We start from the raw sequence: 18770 nt of genomic DNA on the forward strand, positions 1-18770 counted from the left end.
ATCCCGCCGTTTTCCCACCCTGTGTGCCCGGCGGTCACCGAGCACGAAGAGGACGCTACGGAGCGGCTGTTGCGACACCATGTGCATCTGACCTGCGGCGAATGCACAGCTACCCATAGGTTGTGTAACAGCCGGGGGTGTTCGGACGGAGTGTCAGAGTCGGGTCGTGGCCCTGTCACAGCCTTGTCACAGAAACGACTTGGGGCGGGGAAAGGAAGCCCGCGCGGGTCAGCTCAGCGGCAGCCGGTAGAGCCCGCCGTCGAGCGGCTCCACGAGGCCGTCGGCGACCAGCCCGTCCAGCGCGCGGGCCCGCTGCACCGGCTCGTCCCAGACCCTGTCGAGCGCCGCCTGCGGAACCGGCGCGACCGCCTCCCGCAACACGGCGAGCAGCTTGCCCCGCACCTGACGGTCCGTCCCCGCGTAGGTCTGGCCGCGGCGCGGCGGTCCGTCGTGCGCCGGGGAACCGGCCGCCCGCCAGGCGCACTGCGCGGTGATCGGGCAGCGCACACAGTGGGGCGTGCGCGCCGTGCACACCAACGCGCCCAGCTCCATCGTGGCCGCGGCCCAGCGGGCGGCGGTCGGCTCGTCGTCGGGGAGCAGGGCGCGGGCCACCTTGCGCTCGGCGGCGGTCGTGGCGTCCGGCGGGAACTCCCGGCCGCTGACGGCCCGGGCGAAGACGCGGCGGACGTTGGTGTCCAGGACCGCGTGCCGCTGCCCGTACGCGAACGAGGCCACGGCCGCCGCGGTGTACTCGCCCACCCCCGGCAGCGCCAGCAGCTCCGCGTGGTCGCTCGGCACCCGGCCGCCGTGCCGTTCCCGTATGGCGACCGCCGCGCCGTGCAGGCGCAGCGCGCGGCGCGGATAGCCGAGCCGCCCCCAGGCGCGGACCGCCTCGCCGGGCGGCTCGGCGGCCAGGTCGGCGGGGCTCGGCCAGCGGGCGAGCCACTGCTCGTACACCGGCAGCACCCGGTTCACCGGGGTCTGCTGGAGCATGAACTCGCTGACCATCACGGCCCAGGGACCGGCATCGGGGCGGCGCCAGGGCAGATCGCGGGCGTGGCCGTCGAACCAGTCGATGACGGCGCTGTGGAGGACCGGCCCGCTGGGGCCGGCCGGGCCGCCTGCGCCCGCGGTCTCGGCGGAGTCGGCGGAGGGCTTGGAATCGGCGGGGATGGCAGTCATGTCACCCACGATCCTGGCACGCCGGCCGCCCGCCCCGGAAACCACGGGGCCGGCTCGGGGCGTGTCAGGCCCGGCCGGCGGGCCTGACTTTCGTCAGGGGCGGCGGCGTACGTCCGCTTGTAGCGTCTGAGTCCGCTGAACGGCAGTGAATAGGGATGGCGGGCGCCGATGGGGATGCGGATGGGGAACGAGCCGACGATCAGGGTGTTGCTCGCGGACGACGAGGCCATGATCCGCGCCGGGGTACGGGCCGTCCTGGCCGCCGGCCCCGGCATCGAGATCGTCGCCGAGGCGGCCGACGGCCGGGAGGCGGTGGAGGCGGCGCGCGCCCACCGCCCCGACGTCGCGCTGCTCGACATCAGGATGCCCAGGCTGGACGGGCTGTCCGCGTGCGAGGAGATCCGCCGCACGCTGCCGGACACCGCGGTCGCCATGCTCACCACCTTCTCCGAGGACGCGTACATCTCCCGGGCGCTGGGCGGGGGCGCGACCGGCTTTCTGCTGAAGTCCGGCGACCCGCACGAACTCATCGCGGGGGTACGGGCGGTGGCGGGCGGCGCGGCGTTTCTGTCGCCCAAGGTGGCCCGCCACGTCATCACCGAACTCGGCGGCGAGCGCCTGACGCGCGGTGCCGCGGCCCGCGCCCGCACGGAGGTCCTGACCACACGGGAGCGCGAGGTGCTGGCCCTGGTCGGCGCGGGCCTGTCCAACGCGGAGATCGGGCGGCGGCTGCACCTGGTCGAGGGCACGGTGAAGGGGTACGTCAGCGCGGTCCTGGACCGCCTGGAGGTCGGCAACCGCGTCCAGGCGGCCATCGTGGCGTACGAGGCGGGGCTGGTCGCCGACGCGGGAGACGGCGGATAGGACGCGCTTCTCCCGTGGATTCGGCCGGGATCCGGTCGGGGTCCGGCCGGGATCCGGTCGGATGATGAGAAAAGTAGGGCAGCTAGCGGCGGTTATTGGCGGGCACCGGAGCGGATCTCTCGTAGAGTTTCCGCGTGGGATCTCTGCGCAATCCGATCGGGCCGCTTCCCTCCTCCATTTACTGGCGGCGGAGGGCTGTTGCGCTGGCCTTTCTGATTCTCGTCCTCCTGCTCGCCATCTGGGCCTTCGGCTGGGGTGGCTCCGGCGGGGGCGGTGGAAAGGACGAGGGCAAGGGGTCGGGCGGCGGTGGCGCCGCGAGCACCATCACCCCGGGGCCCACCTCCTCCACGCCCGTCAACAGCCAACGGCCGGGCGGGCGCGACGAGTCGGACGACGCCGGGACCGGCGGCGACGACACTGGTGGCGCCGACAGCGGCGGCAGCGGGGACGGCACCGACACGGGCGGCGCCGGCGGTGACGGGTCCGCCGCGGGATCGGACGGCGACGGCGGCGGGACCGGCGGCTCCCTCGGCATCGGGGACGGGCAGAGCGTCCCGGCCGGGTCCAGCCTGGCCGCCTGCACCCCGGGCGCGGTCGAGCTGACGGTGCGCAGCGTCAAGGACTCGCGGGTGAAGAACACTTACGAGCCGGGCGAGGAACCCACGTTCGAGATCATCGTGAAGAACTCCTCGGACACCGCCTGCAAGGTGGACTTCGGCCGCGCGGCGGCGTCACTGACCATCACGGACGCCGAGAACGACCATGTGTGGGCGTCCGACGACTGCCCGAAGGGCAGCAAGTCCGTGCTGGTCGAGGTGGCCGGCAAGGGCCAGACCAAGCGCACGGTGGACTGGGACCGCAAGCGCAGCGCCGAGGACTGCGCCAAGCCGTCGGGCGACGCGTCGGCCAAGCCCGGTACGTACCTGGTCGAGGCGAAGGTGGAGGGGCTGGGCACCGCGCGCGTGTCGTTCGTGCTCAACAAGGGCTAGGTCGTGTCCGCAAAGTCGCGTCGGATCAGCCCGCGGCGCGGGGGCACCTCCCAGCGGTAGCTGGGGGCGCGTGCGATCGCAAGGCGGAGGGTCGCCCTCGTACTGGGCGTACTTGGGCGAGCCCGACAACGCAGCGCGGGGGCACCCCCAGCGGTAGCTGGGGGAGCGTGCCAGGCGTCGCGGGCCCGGCGGGACTTTGCGGACACGGCCTAGGCCCGGACGGGGCCTAGGGAGGGGCCGGGCGCCGGACCGGGGCGCCCGCTGGACGTACCGAGGCGCCCGCTAGACGTACCGCTCCAGGATCGACGACTCCGCCAGCCGCGAGAGCCCCTCGCGCACCGAGCGGGCCCGCGCCTCGCCCACGCCGTCCACCATCTGGAGGTCGTCCACGCTCGCCGCGAGCAGCTTCTGCAGCCCGCCGAAGTGCTCGACCAGCCGCTCGATGATGGCGCCGGGGAGCCGCGGCACCTTCGCCAGCAGCCGGAAACCGCGCGGCGACACCGCGGAGTCGAGGGTCTCGGGGGAGCCGCTGTAGCCCATGGCGCGGGCAACATTGGCCAGTTCGAGCAGCTCGGCGTGGGTCAGCCGGTCCAGCTCGGCCAGCGCCTCGGGGACCGTACGGGTGCGCTTGGCGGTGGGCTCGGGCACGTAGTCCCGCACCACCAGCTCGCGCTCCGGCTCCACGCCCGCGATCAACTCGTCCAGCTGGAGCGACAGCAGACGGCCGTCGGTGCCCAGCTCGACCACGTACTCGGCGATCTCGGTGGCGATACGGCGGACCATCTCCAGCCGCTGTGCGACCGCCGTCACATCCCGGACCGTGACCAGGTCCTCGATCTCCAGGGCGGAGAGCGTGCCCGCGACCTCGTCGAGGCGGAGCTTGTAGCGCTCCAGGGTGGCCAGCGCCTGGTTGGCGCGGGAGAGGATCGCGGCCGAGTCCTCCAGGACGCGGCGCTGACCGTCCACATACAGGGCGATCAGCCGCATCGACTGGCTGACCGACACCACCGGGAAGCCGGTCTGGATGGAGACGCGCTGCGCGGTGCGGTGGCGGGTGCCGGTCTCCTCGGTGGGGATCGCGGCGTCCGGAACGAGCTGCACGCCCGCCCGCACGATCTTCGCGATGTCCTTGTCGAGGATCAGCGCTCCGTCCAGCTTGCACAGCTCGCGCAGCCGCGTCGCGGTGAACTCCACGTCCAGCACGAAGCCGCCGGTGCACAGCGACTCGACGGTCTTGTCCGTGCCGAGCACGATCAGTCCGCCGGTGTTGCCCCGCAGGACGCGCTCGAGGCCGTCGCGCAGCGCCGTGCCAGGGGCGACGGCGCTCAGAGAGGCGCGCATCAGACCGTCGGCTTTGCCGGGAGCCGCTGCCCGGTCGCCTGCTGCCACTGCACTCCTCCGTCGCAAGGTCATTCGCTGCCGCGGGCCGCCCTGCTGTGCCGGTGCGCGGGCTACGTACGGGCGAGACCAGGGCAAAGTCTACCGGCGGTCACCGCCCTCCCGCCGGGTCTCCCGGCGTACGCCTGTGGGCAGGGGCGGGAGCGCGGCTTCCGCGCCCGCGTTCACCAGGCAGGGCCTCAGCCGCGCGGCGCCTCCTCCGGCGTCCGTTCGGGCCGCTCGGCCCGCTTACGGCGGGGCAGTACGCGCAGTGCGTCCCCTATGTTCGACACCTCCACCACCCGCATGCCGTCGGGGATCTTCCCCGGGTCGCCGGGCACCAGGGCGTGGGTGAAGCCGAGCCGGGCCGCCTCGGACAGCCGCCGCTGCACGCCCGTGACCCGCCTGACCTCTCCCGCCAGGCCCACCTCGCCGATCGCCACCAGGTTCTTCGGCAGCGGGGTGTCGCTGGCCGCGCTCGCCAGCGCGAGCGCCACGGCCAGGTCGGCCGCGGGCTCGGAGAGCCGCACGCCGCCGACCGTGGCGCTGTAGATGTCGCGCTTGCCGAGCGCGCTGATCCGGCCGCGCTGCTCCAGGACGGCGAGCATCATCGACACCCGCGAGGTCTCCAGGCCGGAGGTGGTGCGGCGCGGGGTCGGGATCTGGGTGTCGACGGTCAGCGCCTGCACCTCGGCCACCAGCGGCCGGCGGCCTTCGAGCGTGACGGTCAGGCAGGTGCCGGGCACCGGCTCGTCGCGGCGGGTGAGGAACAGCCCGGACGGGTCGGCGAGACCGGTGATGCCCTCGTCGTGCAGCTCGAAGCAGCCCACCTCGTCCGTCGCCCCGTACCGGTTCTTCACACCGCGCACCAGGCGCAGCCGGGCGTGGCGGTCGCCCTCGAAGTGCAGCACGACGTCCACCAGGTGCTCCAGGAGGCGGGGGCCCGCGATGGCGCCGTCCTTCGTCACATGGCCGACCAGGAGCGTGGACATCCCGCGCTCCTTGGACGCCCGGATCAGCGCCCCCGCCACCTCCCTGACCTGGGCCATGCCGCCGGGCGCGCCGTCGATCTCGGGGGAGGCGACGGTCTGGACGGAGTCCAGGATCAGCAAGGACGGCTTGACGGAGTCGAGATGGCCGAGGACGGCCGACAGGTCGGTCTCGGCGGCGAGGTAGAGATGCTCGCTCAGCGCGCCGATGCGGTCGGCGCGCAGCCGCACCTGGCTCGCCGACTCCTCGCCCGTGATGTAGAGGGTCCGGTGTTCGTCGCTGGCGGCCTTGGCGGCGACGTCGAGCAGCAGCGTCGACTTGCCGACCCCCGGCTCCCCGGCCAGCAGCACCACGGCGCCCGGGACCAGGCCGCCGCCCAGGACGCGGTCGAGCTCGTCCACACCCGTGGAGCGGGCGGTGGCCTGACGGCCGTCCACCTGCCCGATGGGCAGGGCCGCCGAGGTGACCCGGCCGGGCGCGGTCGTCCGCACCGCGGGCGCGCCGAACTCCTCGACCGTGCCCCACGCATGGCACTCCGGGCAGCGGCCGAGCCACTTGGCGGTGGTCCAGCCGCACTCCTTGCAGCGGTAGGAGGGCCGGTCCTTGGCGGACGAACGGGAGGAGCTACGGGCAGCCATGCCGTAACGCTAGCGCCGGGCACCGACAGCCGTGTGCACGGGCGGGGGCGGGTGGTACGCGTGGGCGGGCCGCGCTTAGCAGATCCGGGGCGCGTTGGGAGGACACCTGTCCCCTTATGAGGGAGATGGTCACCCGTAAGGGTTAAAACAGCGCAAGAAGCGCGAGGGAGCCTGCATCATCCGCCTACCGTCGCCGAGTGATGAGCAGCAGGCCCGAGCACTCGACACACTCGCCCGGCGCATCCGGTGCGTCCCGCGCATCCGGCGCGCCGCGCCGCGCGTCGCGCGCCTCCGCCGCGCGCCCGCAGCATCCCCCGGCGCGCTACGAACCGTATCTGGACGGCCTGTTCACGTACTGCCTGTCGGTCCTGTGCGAGCACGACGCCGCGACCGCCGCCCTCGGCGAGGCGCTCGCCGTCGCCGAGCGGCAGCACGGCCGGGGGCGGGGGCGCGTGGCCGCCGAGGGCGATCTGCGGCGGCCCTGGCTCTACGCCCTCGCACGCTGGGCCTGCCTGCGCAAGCTCACCGAGCTGAAGGATCTGAGAGGTCCCGGCGACCGAGGGGACCGGGAGGAGGCCAAGGTCCCCGACGGGCCCACCGGCGCCGAGGAGCACGAGCGCGCCGTCGGCCGGCCCCGGCCGCCGGAGGTGCCCGCCCAGCGGCGCCACCGCGACCGGCGCGTCCCGGGTGCGTCCGCGCCCCCGGCCGGACCGGCCTCGTCCACCGCCGCGCGGCGCCGCCGCGAGCTGGCCGCGCTCGCGTGGCCCGAGGCCGCCGGGACCACTCCCGAGCAGCGCGAGGCGCTGGAGCTCGCCGTGCGCCACCGGCTCAGCCCGCACGAGGTCGCGGCGGCGCTCGGCAAGGAGCGCGATGAGACCCGCGCCCTGCTCGCCAGCGCCGCGTGCGAGGTGGAGCGGACGCGCGCCGCGCTCGCCGTGGTCGAGCTCGGCCACTGCCCCGTCGTCTCCCGGCTGGCCGGCGACACCCAGGTGCTGCTCTCCGCCGCGCTGCGCCGTGAGCTCGTACGTCATGTGGACGACTGCCGTGAGTGCCGCGGGATGGCCGAGCGGGCTACCGCGGGCGGCCCCTGGCCCGGTACGGCGGCCGCGCCCGCGGCCCTTCCCGTCCTGGAGGCGCCGCGCGCCGCCGTGCACGCCGCGATGGTGGGCGCGCCCGGCGCGCGCCCGGCGCGCGCCCTGAGCGCCCGGCCGCGCTTCGACCGGCGGGGCTTCCCCATGGATCCCAAGGAGCAGGCGGCGCGCCGCAGCCGGCTGCGCAGCCGCGTGCTCACCACGACGGTGGTCGCCTCGGTGGTGGCGGCCCCGGTGCTCGCGCTGTGGGCCGCCTATCGGGGCACCCCGACGGCGGGCGACGACCACGACACGGACTCCGTGGCCGCCGCCAACGCGGACGGCACGGCCGAGCGCACCCCCGACCGGTCAGGCGACGCCCGCGGCGAGCAGACCGGCCGCCCGTACGGCCCGGCGGGCAGCGCGCAGGACCGTTCCCGCTCGCGGCTGAAACCCGGCCGCGGCGGCACCGCGGGTAAACAGTCGCCGGACGCGTCCGCGGAGGTCGTCGGCGGGGCCGGGGAGGGCCACGGGAAGGGCGACCGGGACGGAGACGGGAAGGCGGAACGGTCCGGCACCGCGCCGGGCGAGCGGGCGCCGGGCCCGCGAGGCACGCCCGGCGGCGCGGGCGGCCGGCCGGGGTCCGGCCCCGGGTCCGGATCGGGCCATGGGCGGACCGAGCCGGGCCCGGGGCGGCTGACGGTCGAGGCACAGCCCAGTGGCGAGGTCACGGTCATCAGGCTCAGGGCCTCGGGCGGCGCCCCGGTGCGCTGGTCGGCGGCAGCCGACGCGCCCTGGCTCCAGCTGAGCCACACCGCCGGGGTGCTGCGGCCCGGCGAGACGACGACGATCAACGTGTCCGTGGACGGGGACCGCGAGCCGCCCGGGCACTGGAGCGCGCGGGTCAGGGTGGGGCCGGCGGCGGCGGTGGTGGTGATCGAGGGGCGCGGCGCCGAGCCCGAGCCCACACCCGAGCCCTCGGACTCGCCCGGCGGGCCCACGCCGCCGACGAGCGACCCGTCCCGGGCCCCCTCCGGCCCACGACCGGAGCACTCGAAGCCCTAGGCCACCCGGCTCACCCGACCGCCGGCCTAGCCCACCGGATCGGCGGGGTGCGGGGCCACCAGGGGGAGCGAGGAGGCCAGCCGCTGCTCGCAGAGCTCGGCCAGCCGGTCGTAGCCCTCCTTGCCCATGAGCTCCGTCAGCTCCGCCCGGTACGAGGCGTACACCGGCTCCCCGCCGCCGTGCGCGGAGGTCGCCGAGGTGCACCACCAGTGCAGGTCATGGCCGCCCGGGCCCCAGCCGCGCCGGTCGTACTCGGCGATGGTGATCTCCAGCACGCGCGTGTCGTCGGGCCGGTCGATCCAGGCGTACGACCTGCGGATCGGCAGCTGCCAGCAGACGTCCGGCTTGGTCTCCAGCGGCTCGCGGCCCTCGTTGAGCGCCAGGATGTGCAGCGCGCAGCCCGCGCCGCCCTTGAAGCCCGGCCGGTTCTGGAAGATGCACGAGCCCTCGTAGCGGCGGGTCTGGCGCTCGTCGTCCTCGTCGCCGGACTGGGTCCAGCCCGTCTCGTGCCCCACGTCGTGGAACTGCCAGATGTCCGGGGTGAGCCGGGCCACGTGGCGGCCGACGCGCTTCTCGTCGTCCTCGTCCGAGAAGTGCGCGCCCAGCGTGCAGCAGCCGTCGCTCGCGCGCCCCGCCTGGATGCCCTGGCAGCCCTGGCCGAAAACACAGGTCCAGCGCGAGGTCAGCCAGGTCAGATCGCAGCGGAAGACCTGCTCGTCGTCGGCGGGGTCCGGGAACTCGACCCAGGCGCGGGCGAAGTCCAGGCCGACCTCGTCATCGGCGTCCGACGCAAGGTCGGCGGACGCCGGGCCGCCCGATACCGGGCCGCCCGACGTGTCCGCGAGGTCCGGAGCGAACGCGATGACCGGCTCGTCCTCGGCAGCGTCGGCCACGGCCTGCTGCCCGGCCTCGGGACGCCGCTTCCGGACTTTGTCCTGCTTCGCCTTTTTCGTCTTTGCCACGGGCCAAGCGTATGCCCACGCGGATGCTTACGAGGAGCGGGTCAGGGCCGGGACCCGTACCTGACCAGGCGATCCGCGCAGTAGCGTTCTGGCCATGAGACTCGGTGTCCTGGATGTGGGTTCGAATACGGTCCACCTGCTCGTGGTGGACGCGCACCCCGGCGCACGCCCGCTGCCCGCCCACTCGCACAAGGCGGAGCTACGGCTTGCGGAGCTGCTCGACGACGGCGGGGCCATCGGCTCCCACGGCGTCGACCGCCTGATCGCGGTGGTCAAGGAGGCGCTTCAGGCCGCCGAGGACAAGGGCGTCGAGGATGTGCTGCCCTTCGCCACCTCCGCCGTCCGGGAGGCCGCCAACGCCGACGAGGTGCTGGCCCGCGTCGCCGAGGAGACCGGGGTGGAGCTGTGCGTCCTGACCGGTGAGGAGGAGGCGAGGCTCACCTTTCTCGCGGCCCGCCGCTGGTATGGCTGGTCGGCCGGAAAGCTGCTGGTCCTGGACATCGGCGGCGGCTCGCTCGAGATCGCGTACGGGATGGACGAGGAGCCGGACGCGGCTGTCTCGCTGCCCCTGGGTGCGGGCCGGCTGACGGCCGGCTGGCTGCCCGGCGACCCGCCCGCCCCGGAGGAGGTACGGGCGCTGCGACGGCACGTACGGGCGCAGATCGCCCGGATCGTCGGCGACTTCAGCCGCCACGGCGCCCCCGACCACGTGGTCGCCACGTCCAAGACGTTCAAGCAGCTGGCCAGGATCGCGGGCGCGGCACGCTCCACCGAGGGCCTGTACATACAGCGCCGGCTGACCCGCCAGGCGCTGGAGCAGTGGGTGCCGAAGCTGGCCGCCATGCCCGTCGACAGGCGCGAGCAGCTGCCGGGGGTCTCCGAGGGCCGGGCGCCGCAGCTGCTGGCGGGGGCGCTGGTGGCGGAGGGCGCGATGGATCTGTTCGGGGTGGACGCGCTGGAGATATGCCCGTGGGCGCTGCGCGAGGGCGTCATCCTGCGCCGTCTGGACCACCTCCCGGGGTGATGCCGCTCACACCGCTCGCGCCGTCGCGAGCGGTGGCGGTTTAGCCGTCCGGGGGAGCGCCGTACCCTGTCCCTCGTGACAGAGCCAGTGGTGCGCATCCCGGATGCGAAGGTCGCGCTGTCCACGGCCTCGGTCTATCCGGAGTCGACGGCGACGGCCTTCGAGATCGCCGCACGCCTGGGCTACGACGGTGTCGAGGTCATGGTGTGGACCGATCCGGTCAGCCAGGACATCGAGTCGCTGCGCCGGCTTTCCGACTACCACGAGGTGCCGATTCTCGCGGTGCACGCGCCATGCCTGCTGATCACTCAGCGGGTGTGGTCGACCGACCCGTGGGTGAAGCTACAGCGCGCGAAGGCGGCCGCCGAGAAGCTCGGCGCCTCCACCGTCGTCGTCCACCCGCCCTTCCGGTGGCAGCGCGCGTACGCCAGGGAGTTCGTACGCGGAATCTGGCGGATGGCGGGCGAGACGGACGTGCGGTTCGCTGTCGAGAACATGTACCCGTGGCGCTACCGCGACCGGGAGATGCTCGCGTACGCGCCCGACTGGGACGTCACCCACGACGACTACCGCCACTTCACGATCGACCTCTCGCACACGGCGACCGCCCGTACGGACGCGCTCGGCATGGTGGACCGGATGGGCGACCGGCTGGCCCACCTCCACCTCGCCGACGGCATGGGCTCCAACAAGGACGAGCACCTGGTGCCGGGGCGCGGCAACCAGCCGTGCGCCGAGCTGCTGGAGCGGCTGGCCGCCACGGGCTTCGACGGCAATGTGGTGGTCGAGGTCAACACCCGGCGGGCCATGTCCACGGCCGAGCGCGAGGCCGACCTGGCGGAGGCGCTGGCCTTCACCCGGCTCCATCTCGCCTCGGCGAACGCGGCCGCCGCACCGGGCGCGGCCGGCTCAGCGGGCCCGGCCGCCGCGCCGGACTCGCCCGCCTCGTCCACCGGGGCGGTGCCCGGCCCGTGACCCCGGCCCTGCCCGCGCAGTCCCCCGCTCCGCGCCGCCGCGGCCGTCCGCCCCGTGCCGAGGGCGCCGCCGACGTACCCGCCGCCCGCGACCGGATCCTGACCGCGGCGCGCAACGAGTTCGCCGAGCGTGGCTACGACAAGACCTCGATCCGCGGCATCGCGAAGGCCGCGGGGGTGGACCCGGCCCTGGTCCACCACTACTTCGGCACCAAGGACCAGATCTTCGGGGCGGCCGTCGAGCTGATCTTCGCGCCCACCATGGGCGCCCCTGACGCGGTGCAAGGCGGCAGCCGGGACGGGGCGGGCGAGCGGATGGCCCGCTTCATGTTCGGCGTCTGGGAGAACCCCGTCACCCGCCTGCCGCTGCTGGCCGTGATGCGCTCCGCGCTGACCAACGAGGCGGCGGCCGCGGTCCTGCGGGGCATGATCGAGCGGCGGCTGCTGCTGCGGATGGCGGACGAGCTGGATGTGCCGAACCCGGAGTTCCGGGCGCAGCTGGCGGCCGGGCACATCATCGGGATCGCGATGCTGCGGTACGTGGTCCGGATGGAGCCGATGGCCTCCGCGCCGGTGGAGGACATCATCGCCATGGTGGGGCCGACGCTCCAGCGCTACATGGCCGAGGACTGAGCCACCTCGATGCGCTGAGCAGCCCGGGGTCAGTACGAGGGGCTGCCCGAGGACTGAGCCGCGCGTCTTGGGATCCGGACGGTCCGTCCGTTTCCCGGTGGTAGGCGTACGCTCAGAAGACTCAAGAACCCGTACCACCGGGACAACCCGGAAACGAGGGAGTGGAGCACCGTGCCCGAGCTGAGGTCCCGCACCGTCACCCATGGCCGCAACATGGCGGGCGCCCGAGCCCTTATGCAGGCCTCGGGCGTAGCGCGCGAGGACTTCGGCAAGCCGATCATCGCGGTCGCCAACAGCTTCACGGAGTTCGTGCCCGGCCACACCCACCTCCAGCCGGTCGGCCGGATCGTGAGCGAGGCGATTCACGCCGCGGGCGGCATCGCGCGCGAGTTCAACACCATCGCCGTGGACGACGGCATCGCCATGGGCCACGGCGGAATGCTCTACTCGCTGCCCTCCCGCGACCTGATCGCCGACTCGGTCGAGTACATGGTCGAGGCGCACTGCGCGGACGCGCTGATCTGCATCTCCAACTGCGACAAGATCACGCCCGGCATGCTGATGGCCGCGATGCGGCTGAACATCCCCACCGTCTTCGTCTCCGGCGGCCCCATGGAGTCGGGCCGGGCGACCCTGGTCGACGGCACCGTCCGCAAGCTCGACCTGATCACCGCGATCTCCGAGGCCGTCAACGACAGCGTCTCCGACGAGGACATCGCCCGCATCGAGGACAACGCCTGTCCGACCTGCGGCTCCTGTTCCGGCATGTTCACCGCGAACTCCATGAACTGCCTCACCGAGGCGATCGGCCTGTCCCTCCCCGGCAACGGCTCGGTGCTGGCCACCCACACCGCCCGCAAGGCGCTGTACGAGACCGCCGGCCGCACCGTCGTGGAGATCACCAAGCGCTACTACGAGCAGGACGACGAGACCGTCCTGCCGCGCGCCGTCGGCTCCCGCGCCGCGTTCGAGAACGCCATGGCCCTCGACATCGCCATGGGCGGCTCGACCAACACGATCCTGCACCTGCTCGCCGCCGCCCAGGAGGCCGGGCTCGACTTCGACATGAAGGACATCGACGGGCTCTCCCGCCGCCTGCCCTGCCTGGCGAAGGTCGCCCCGAACGTCGCCCCCGGCGGCGTCTACTACATGGAGGACGTCCACCGGGCCGGCGGCATCCCCGCGATCCTGGGCGAGCTGTACCGGGCCGGTCTGCTCAACGAGGACGTGCACACCGTGCACTCGTCGTCGCTCGCCGACTGGCTCAAGCAGTGGGACATCCGCGGCGGCTCGCCCTCCGCCGTGGCCGTGGAGCTCTTCCACGCAGCCCCCGGCTGTGTGCGCTCCGCGACCGCCTTCTCGCAGTCCGAGCGCTGGGACACCCTCGACACCGACGCCGAGAACGGCTGCATCCGCGACAACGAGCACGCCTACTCCAAGGAGGGCGGCCTGTCCGTCCTGCACGGCAACCTCGCCGAGGACGGCTGTGTGGTGAAGACCGCCGGCGTCGACGAGTCCATCTGGACCTTCGAGGGCCCGGCCGTGGTCTGCGAGTCCCAGGAAGAGGCCGTCGAGAAGATCCTCGGCAAGCAGGTCAAGGAGGGCGACGTCGTCGTCATCCGCTACGAGGGCCCCAAGGGCGGACCCGGCATGCAGGAGATGCTCTACCCCACCTCCTTCCTCAAGGGCCGGGGCCTGGGCAAGGCCTGCGCGCTGATCACCGACGGCCGCTTCTCCGGCGGCACCTCGGGCCTGTCCATCGGCCACGCCTCGCCCGAGGCGGCCTCCGGCGGCACCATCGCCCTGGTCGAGGACGGCGACCGGATCCGCATCGACATCCCGGCCCGCACCATCGAGCTGCTGGTGAGCGAGGAGGAGCTGGCGGCCCGGCGCGCGGCCCTCGGCGGCGTGTACGCGCCGAAGAACCGCGACCGCAAGGTGTCCGCCGCGCTGCGGGCGTACGCGGCGATGGCCACCAGCGCCGACAAGGGCGCCGTGCGGGACGTCAGCAAGCTCGGCTAGCCACCCCGCGCCTCGGCTGTTCGGCCGGGGCGGCCTCCTGGACGCGACGCGAGCCGTCCGGGGGCCGCCTCGGCCGTTTCCTTTGCCCGGCCCCGCTTCTCCGGGGCAGTCAGCTCAGTCCCGCTCTTCGGTGAGCGGGTGCTTGGTGACGTCCTGGCTGAAGACCGACAGGCTGTCGTACCCGTACACCCCGTACAGCGCGTCGCCGATCAGCATCACATCGGCCGGCGCCCCGCCCGGATCCGTACGCGCCTCCCCCCGCCACAGCTCCCGGCCCCCGGCCAGCGCCAGGGCGACCACCCGGCCGCTGGCGGTGGCGAGATACACGGCGCCGCGCCGGGACGAGACGGCGGCGCCGGTCAGCCACTCCACCTGCGTGGCCTTGGTCCACAGCCGCTTGCCGCCGGTCGTGACCGCCATGACCTCGCCGTTCTGCCGGATGAAGAACATCGTGTCGCCCGCCAGGGAGACCTTCAGCTGAAGCGAGTGGAGGCCCGAGGGCAGCGGCGCGCGCCGGACGGCCCCGCTGTCCGGGTCGATCGACAGGACGGCGGTGTAGCTGTCGTCTTCCTTCCCGCCCTCCAGGTAGATCAGCTTGCCCGACCCCACGCCGAGCGAGTCCAGCCGGGTGGCGCGGGAGACGATCCGCTTCGGCTTGCCCGAGCCGGGGTCGAGGGCGTAGATCTCGATCTGCTCGAGTGACGGATCGTCCACAGGGTGGCACTTGGCGTAGGGGCGGCCGCCCAGGACGTTCGGCTGGCAGCTCAGGCTCTTGCTGATCCGGCGCGTCCAGCGGATGTCGCCGGTGCGCGCGTCGACCGCCTGGAACGTCTCGTCGTCCCAGCTCTGGGTGAGGACGGCATGGCCGCGGCCCCTGGCGAACGTGGCGCCCTGGGCGGTGTCGCCGATGTCGGTCCGCCACACCCGCTCGCCGTCCCCGGTCCGGTATGCCTCCAGCCGCTGCCGGCCGCTGTCGAACTGGACCGCGGCGTGCACCAGTCCCTCGGACACCCCGACGAGTTCGGCGGTCGGCTCGCCGGCCGGATGGCGCCACACGGTGCGCCCCGTGGCGGCGTTCAGCCGGGTGACGGGAACCCCGCTCGCCCCGCAGTACAGGTCGCCGTCGGACACCAGGCAGCGACTGTCGTACCGCGGGTCGTCGACGGCCGGACCGAGGGACGAAGAGGGGAGTTCACGGTCCCAGGGCCGCCAGCCGGACGGGAGCGAGGCGGCGGCCACCGGGACGGGCCCGTCGTCGTCATCGCCCGGGGTGCCGGGGCGGAAGGCGGTCAGCGCCGCGAGGACGGTCCCGGCCAGGGCGGCGGCCAAGCCGCTCGCGACCAGCGCTCCCCGCACCCAGCGCGCCCGGCGGCTCTCCGTCAGGGTGCTCGCGGCGGCGCCCTTCGCGCCGCCTTTCGCGGTTCCTTTGGTGGTTCCCTTCGCGGTACCGATGCCGGTGTAGTCCGCGGCGGGCAGCGCCCGCAGCCGCTCCAGCAGCCGGTCGATCCCCGGCCGGGCCGCCGGGTCCTTGGCGAGGCAGTCCGCGATCAAGCCCCGCAGCGGTTCCGCCACCTCGTCCAACGACGGCTGCTCGTGCACGACCTGATACGCGACGATGTACGGACTGTCCGCGGCGAACGGGCCATGGCTCGTGACCGCGAACACCAGCACCGCCGCCAGCGAGAAGACGTCCGACTCCGGGCCGACCTCGCGCGGGGTCCGCAACTGCTCCGGGGACATGAAGGGCGGCGTGCCCATCACCCGCCCCGTCATGGTGAGCGTCTGGTGGTCCGCCGCCCGCGAGATGCCGAAGTCGATGACGCGCGGGCCCTCGTCCGACAGCACGATGTTCGCGGGCTTGAGGTCCCGGTGGACCACGCCCACCCGGTGGATGTCGCGCAGCGCCTCGGCGAGCCCGATCGCCAGCTTCCGTAACTCCTCGCCGCGCAGCGGGCCGCCCGCACCGATCCGCTCCGAGAGGGTGGGGCCCGACACATACGAGGTGGCCATCCAGGGGCGCTCGGCCTCGGGGTCGGCGTCCACGACCGCCGCGGTGAACGCCCCGCTCACCCGCCGCGCCGCCGCCACCTCCTGACGGAACCGCACCCGGAACTCGTCGTCATCGGCGAACTGCTGGTGGACGACCTTCAGCGCGATCCGCCGCCCCGACTCCGACCGAGCCAGATACACGGTGCCCATCCCGCCGGCCCCCAGCCGGCGCTCCAGCGTGTAGCCGCCGATGGACTCCGGATCCCCTGCGCGCAGTGCCATCCGTCTTCTCCAGGTCGTGTCCGGCGCGCACCAACCGCCCGGAAGCCGGGCCGGATCGAGCCCCGGCCGGACCAACTCACGGCCGGGGCAGGCCCGGCCGGCACACAGTGCGGCATCACTTTAACCGCGTGCGCCGCGGCGTAACCGGGGTCTTCACCAGCGGGCCGGGTCCCGTCCCGCCACCCCGAAGACCGTGCCGTCCGGCGCCGATCCGAACACCTTGCCGTCCGCCGCCACCGGCGCGGGCACCAACTCCAGATAGCTCTTCCCGGCCTTGCCCGTACGCGGCGGGGTCTGCCCCAGCACCTCGCCCCGCACCGCGTCCACGGCGAGCAGCCGCCCGTCGGCCGCCGAGAAGTACAGCCGGTCGCCCGCCGCCACCAGCGGCGACGCATTGCCCACCGAGGTCTCCAGCCGCCAGCGCTGCGCCGTGGCCGGATCCGTACGGCGCGGGTCGACCGCCACCAGACCGCCGTCGGAGCACAGCAGATAGACCGTGTCGCCGCGCACCGCCACGCTGGTCGAGGAGACCGGCGCGGCCAGCGCGACCCGGTGCTCGGCGTGGCGCGCCGGGTCGTACCGGACGACCTCGGCGGTGCGGGTCTGCTCGTCGGCGCCGGTGAGGTACAGGACCTCCGCCGAATCCGTACCGGCCGAACTCGTACCGGCCGAACTCGTACCGGCCGAACTCGTCCCCGCCGGGGTGAGATTGCCGCTGAACGACCGCTTCCAGCGGACCGTGCCGCGCTCCGCGTCGATCGCCGTGACCAGCGTGTGGGAGCCGTCGGCCGACGCGGTGAGCGCGTAGGCGGTGCGGCCGTCGCCGTACGAGACGAAGGCCGGGCGGGTGTGGCCGGGGACGGTGTGACTCCAGCGCCGCTTGTTCGTGGCCCCGCTGACCGCCGTGACCACACCGTCCGCCGCGACCATCAGCACGGTGTCGCCCGAGGGGTAGACCCGGCCCTGGTACGAGGCGACGTCACGGCTCCAACGGACGTGCCCCGTCTTCGGGTCGAGCGCCCGCAGCCGCGTCCCGTCCGGCGACACCACCTGGACCAGGCCGCCGGAGAGCGCGGGGGCGGTCGGCGTGCCGTCGTCGGGGCGGCTCGCCGTGGCCGGGCGCGACCACACCACCTCGCCGTCGGCCGGGTCGAGGCGGGCGGCCTCGACGCCGCGCCCGGCGCAGTACAGCGCGCCGTCTCCGTGTGAGCAGAACGCCGCCCGGATGCCCTCGCCTTCCGCGCCGGATGCTTCGGCCGACAGCGTGCCCTTCCACGGCCGCCAGGCCGCCGCCTTCGTGGCGCCGGCCGGCTGGCCGTGCGCCGAGCGCCGTCCGCCGTGGTCCCGCTGTAGCGCCCAGACCGTGCCCGCGCCGAGCATCACGGCGGCCAGCACCCCGACGGCGACCCACCGCCGCGCCGTTCGGCTCCGCCGTCGCCCTGCCTCACCGTGGGCCGAGCCGTCCCTGATCCGGGTGTCCGCGTCCGGCCCGCCGTACCGGGCGCGGTCGTCGGCACCGGCCGGACCATCCTTGTCCTTGTCCTTGTCCTCGTCCTCGTCCTCGACATCGGGCTCGGCTTCGGCCTCCGCAGCCGTAGCCGCCTCCGCTTCCCCCTCCGCTTCCGTTTGAGGGTCCGCGTCCGGACCCGCCTCGGGGGCCGGGTCCCGCTCGTCGTACGGGCCACCGTCGTCGTCATCGCCCCACAGCGGGCCCGTGCCACGCCCGCGCTGGGCCGGTACGCGCGGGAGCGGCCCGCGCAGGGCGGGCGGATGGGGGCCGCCGATGGCGCGCAGGACCGTCATCAGGGCGTCCGGCGTGGGCCGTTCGTCCGGGTCCTTGGCCAGGCAGCACTGTATGAGCGGCAGCAGTACGTGCGGCACGCCCGCCAGATCGGCCTCGTCGTGCACCACCTGGTAGGCCACGATGTACGGGCTCTCGGACTCGAACGGCCCGCGCCCGGTCGCCGCGTGCACCAGCACCGACCCGAGTGCGAACACATCGGCCGCGGGCCCCACATGGCGCGGCCGCTGGAACTGCTCGGGCGCCATGAACGGCGGCGTGCCGATCAGCTTGCCCGTCTCCGTGCGCAGTTCGCTGTCCGACGGGCGCGAGATGCCGAAGTCGATGACCTTCGGCCCGTCCGCGGCGAGCAGCACATTGCTCGGCTTCAGATCGCGGTGCACCACGCCCGCGCGGTGGATGTCGCGCAGCGCCTCCGAGAGTCCGGCGGCCAGCCGCACCATGTCGCCGGTGGGCAGCGGGCCGCTCCGCTTGACGTGTTCGGCGAGGGTGGGGCCGGGGATGTAGAGGGTGGCCATCCAGGGCCGCTCGCCGTCCGGGTCGGCGTCCACGACGGGCGCGGTGAACGCCCCGCTGACCCGCCGGGCGGCCGCCACCTCCTGCCGGAACCGCGCCCGGAACTCGGGGTCTTCGGAGAACTCCGCATGGATGACCTTCACCGCGAGGCGCCGCCCCGAGGCCGAACGCGCCAGGTGCACCACGCCCATGCCGCCGGAGCCGAGAGGCGCCTCGAGCCGGTACTGACCGGCGTACTCCGGATCCTCCGCTTCCGGGCCCGTCCCGGCTCTGCGCACCGGCGGCATTCCCCACCCCCGTGAATTCGGCCGCAGTCGCGACTCGGCGAGCCTAGTCGATGACACGTGCGAGCCCTGTTAGCCTCCGCTGGTCGTGTCACGTAACGCGACATG

13 protein-coding genes are annotated in these 18770 nt (G+C 73.9%); 7 read left to right on the forward strand and 6 right to left on the reverse strand.

Annotated elements, in window-relative coordinates; all coding sequences use genetic code 11:
• Positions 1–228: 228 nt before the first annotated feature.
• Positions 229–1182: an A/G-specific adenine glycosylase gene (locus ACH4S9_RS40185; RefSeq protein ID WP_311727198.1), complete on the reverse strand. Its 954-nt coding sequence runs from the start codon at positions 1180–1182 to the stop codon at positions 229–231.
• 180 nt (positions 1183–1362) lie between these two features.
• On the opposite strand from ACH4S9_RS40185, the gene ACH4S9_RS40190 reads away from it, so the two are divergent.
• Positions 1363–2046: a response regulator transcription factor gene (locus ACH4S9_RS40190; RefSeq protein WP_361193534.1), complete on the forward strand. Its 684-nt coding sequence runs from the start codon at positions 1363–1365 to the stop codon at positions 2044–2046.
• 134 nt (positions 2047–2180) lie between these two features.
• Entirely contained in the window at positions 2181–3035 is an 855-nt protein-coding gene (locus tag ACH4S9_RS40195) for a hypothetical protein (protein ID WP_311727200.1), read from the forward strand.
• A 282-nt stretch (positions 3036–3317) separates the two neighbouring features.
• Here ACH4S9_RS40195 and disA read toward each other — a convergent pair whose 3' ends face one another.
• Together disA and radA are read right to left on the reverse strand one after the other, a co-directional pair.
• Positions 3318–4376 (reverse strand): DNA integrity scanning diadenylate cyclase DisA, encoded by a 1059-nt coding sequence (disA, locus tag ACH4S9_RS40200; protein WP_311727229.1) that lies wholly within the window; start codon positions 4374–4376, stop codon positions 3318–3320.
• A 236-nt stretch (positions 4377–4612) separates the two neighbouring features.
• On the reverse strand, positions 4613–6040 hold the full coding sequence (radA, locus tag ACH4S9_RS40205; RefSeq protein ID WP_311727201.1) for a DNA repair protein RadA: 1428 nt from the start codon (positions 6038–6040) through the stop codon (positions 4613–4615).
• Positions 6041–6240: 200 nt separating this feature from the next.
• On the opposite strand from radA, the gene ACH4S9_RS40210 reads away from it, so the two are divergent.
• The gene (locus ACH4S9_RS40210) at positions 6241–8175 is read left to right on the forward strand and encodes a sigma-70 family RNA polymerase sigma factor (RefSeq protein ID WP_398376662.1); all 1935 of its coding nucleotides are present in this window, start codon (positions 6241–6243) and stop codon (positions 8173–8175) included.
• Between the two features lie 26 nt (positions 8176–8201).
• On the opposite strand, the gene ACH4S9_RS40215 is transcribed toward ACH4S9_RS40210, so the two are convergent.
• Complete coding sequence (locus ACH4S9_RS40215; RefSeq protein WP_311727203.1) at positions 8202–9137, reverse strand: hypothetical protein; 936 nt, start codon at positions 9135–9137, stop codon at positions 8202–8204.
• Positions 9138–9231: 94 nt separating this feature from the next.
• Between ACH4S9_RS40215 and ACH4S9_RS40220 the strand changes: the two genes are divergently transcribed.
• The 4 genes from ACH4S9_RS40220 to ilvD all read left to right on the forward strand — a co-directional run bounded on the left by ACH4S9_RS40220 (position 9232) and on the right by ilvD (position 13790).
• Positions 9232–10161 (forward strand): Ppx/GppA phosphatase family protein, encoded by a 930-nt coding sequence (locus ACH4S9_RS40220; RefSeq protein ID WP_311727204.1) that lies wholly within the window; start codon positions 9232–9234, stop codon positions 10159–10161.
• Positions 10162–10236: 75 nt separating this feature from the next.
• Entirely contained in the window at positions 10237–11136 is a 900-nt protein-coding gene (locus ACH4S9_RS40225) for a sugar phosphate isomerase/epimerase (RefSeq protein ID WP_311727206.1), read from the forward strand.
• Positions 11133–11768, forward strand: a complete 636-nt coding sequence (locus tag ACH4S9_RS40230) for a TetR family transcriptional regulator (protein ID WP_311727207.1) — start codon at positions 11133–11135, stop codon at positions 11766–11768. The genes ACH4S9_RS40225 and ACH4S9_RS40230 overlap by 4 nt, the downstream gene beginning before the upstream one ends.
• A 171-nt stretch (positions 11769–11939) precedes the next feature.
• On the forward strand, positions 11940–13790 hold the full coding sequence (ilvD, locus tag ACH4S9_RS40235; RefSeq protein WP_311727208.1) for a dihydroxy-acid dehydratase: 1851 nt from the start codon (positions 11940–11942) through the stop codon (positions 13788–13790).
• Between the two features lie 114 nt (positions 13791–13904).
• On the opposite strand, the gene ACH4S9_RS40240 is transcribed toward ilvD, so the two are convergent.
• On the reverse strand, positions 13905–16061 hold the full coding sequence (locus ACH4S9_RS40240) for a protein kinase (protein ID WP_398376666.1): 2157 nt from the start codon (positions 16059–16061) through the stop codon (positions 13905–13907).
• Between the two features lie 153 nt (positions 16062–16214).
• Positions 16215–18665, reverse strand: coding sequence for a PQQ-binding-like beta-propeller repeat protein (locus ACH4S9_RS40245; RefSeq protein ID WP_398376667.1), 2451 nt, complete (start codon positions 18663–18665; stop codon positions 16215–16217).
• Between the last annotated feature and the right edge of the window lie 105 nt (positions 18666–18770).

Origin of the sequence: Streptomyces sp. NPDC021225, assembly GCF_044332865.1 — a bacterium.
In the GTDB taxonomy this organism is placed as follows: Bacteria; Actinomycetota; Actinomycetes; order Streptomycetales; family Streptomycetaceae; genus Streptomyces.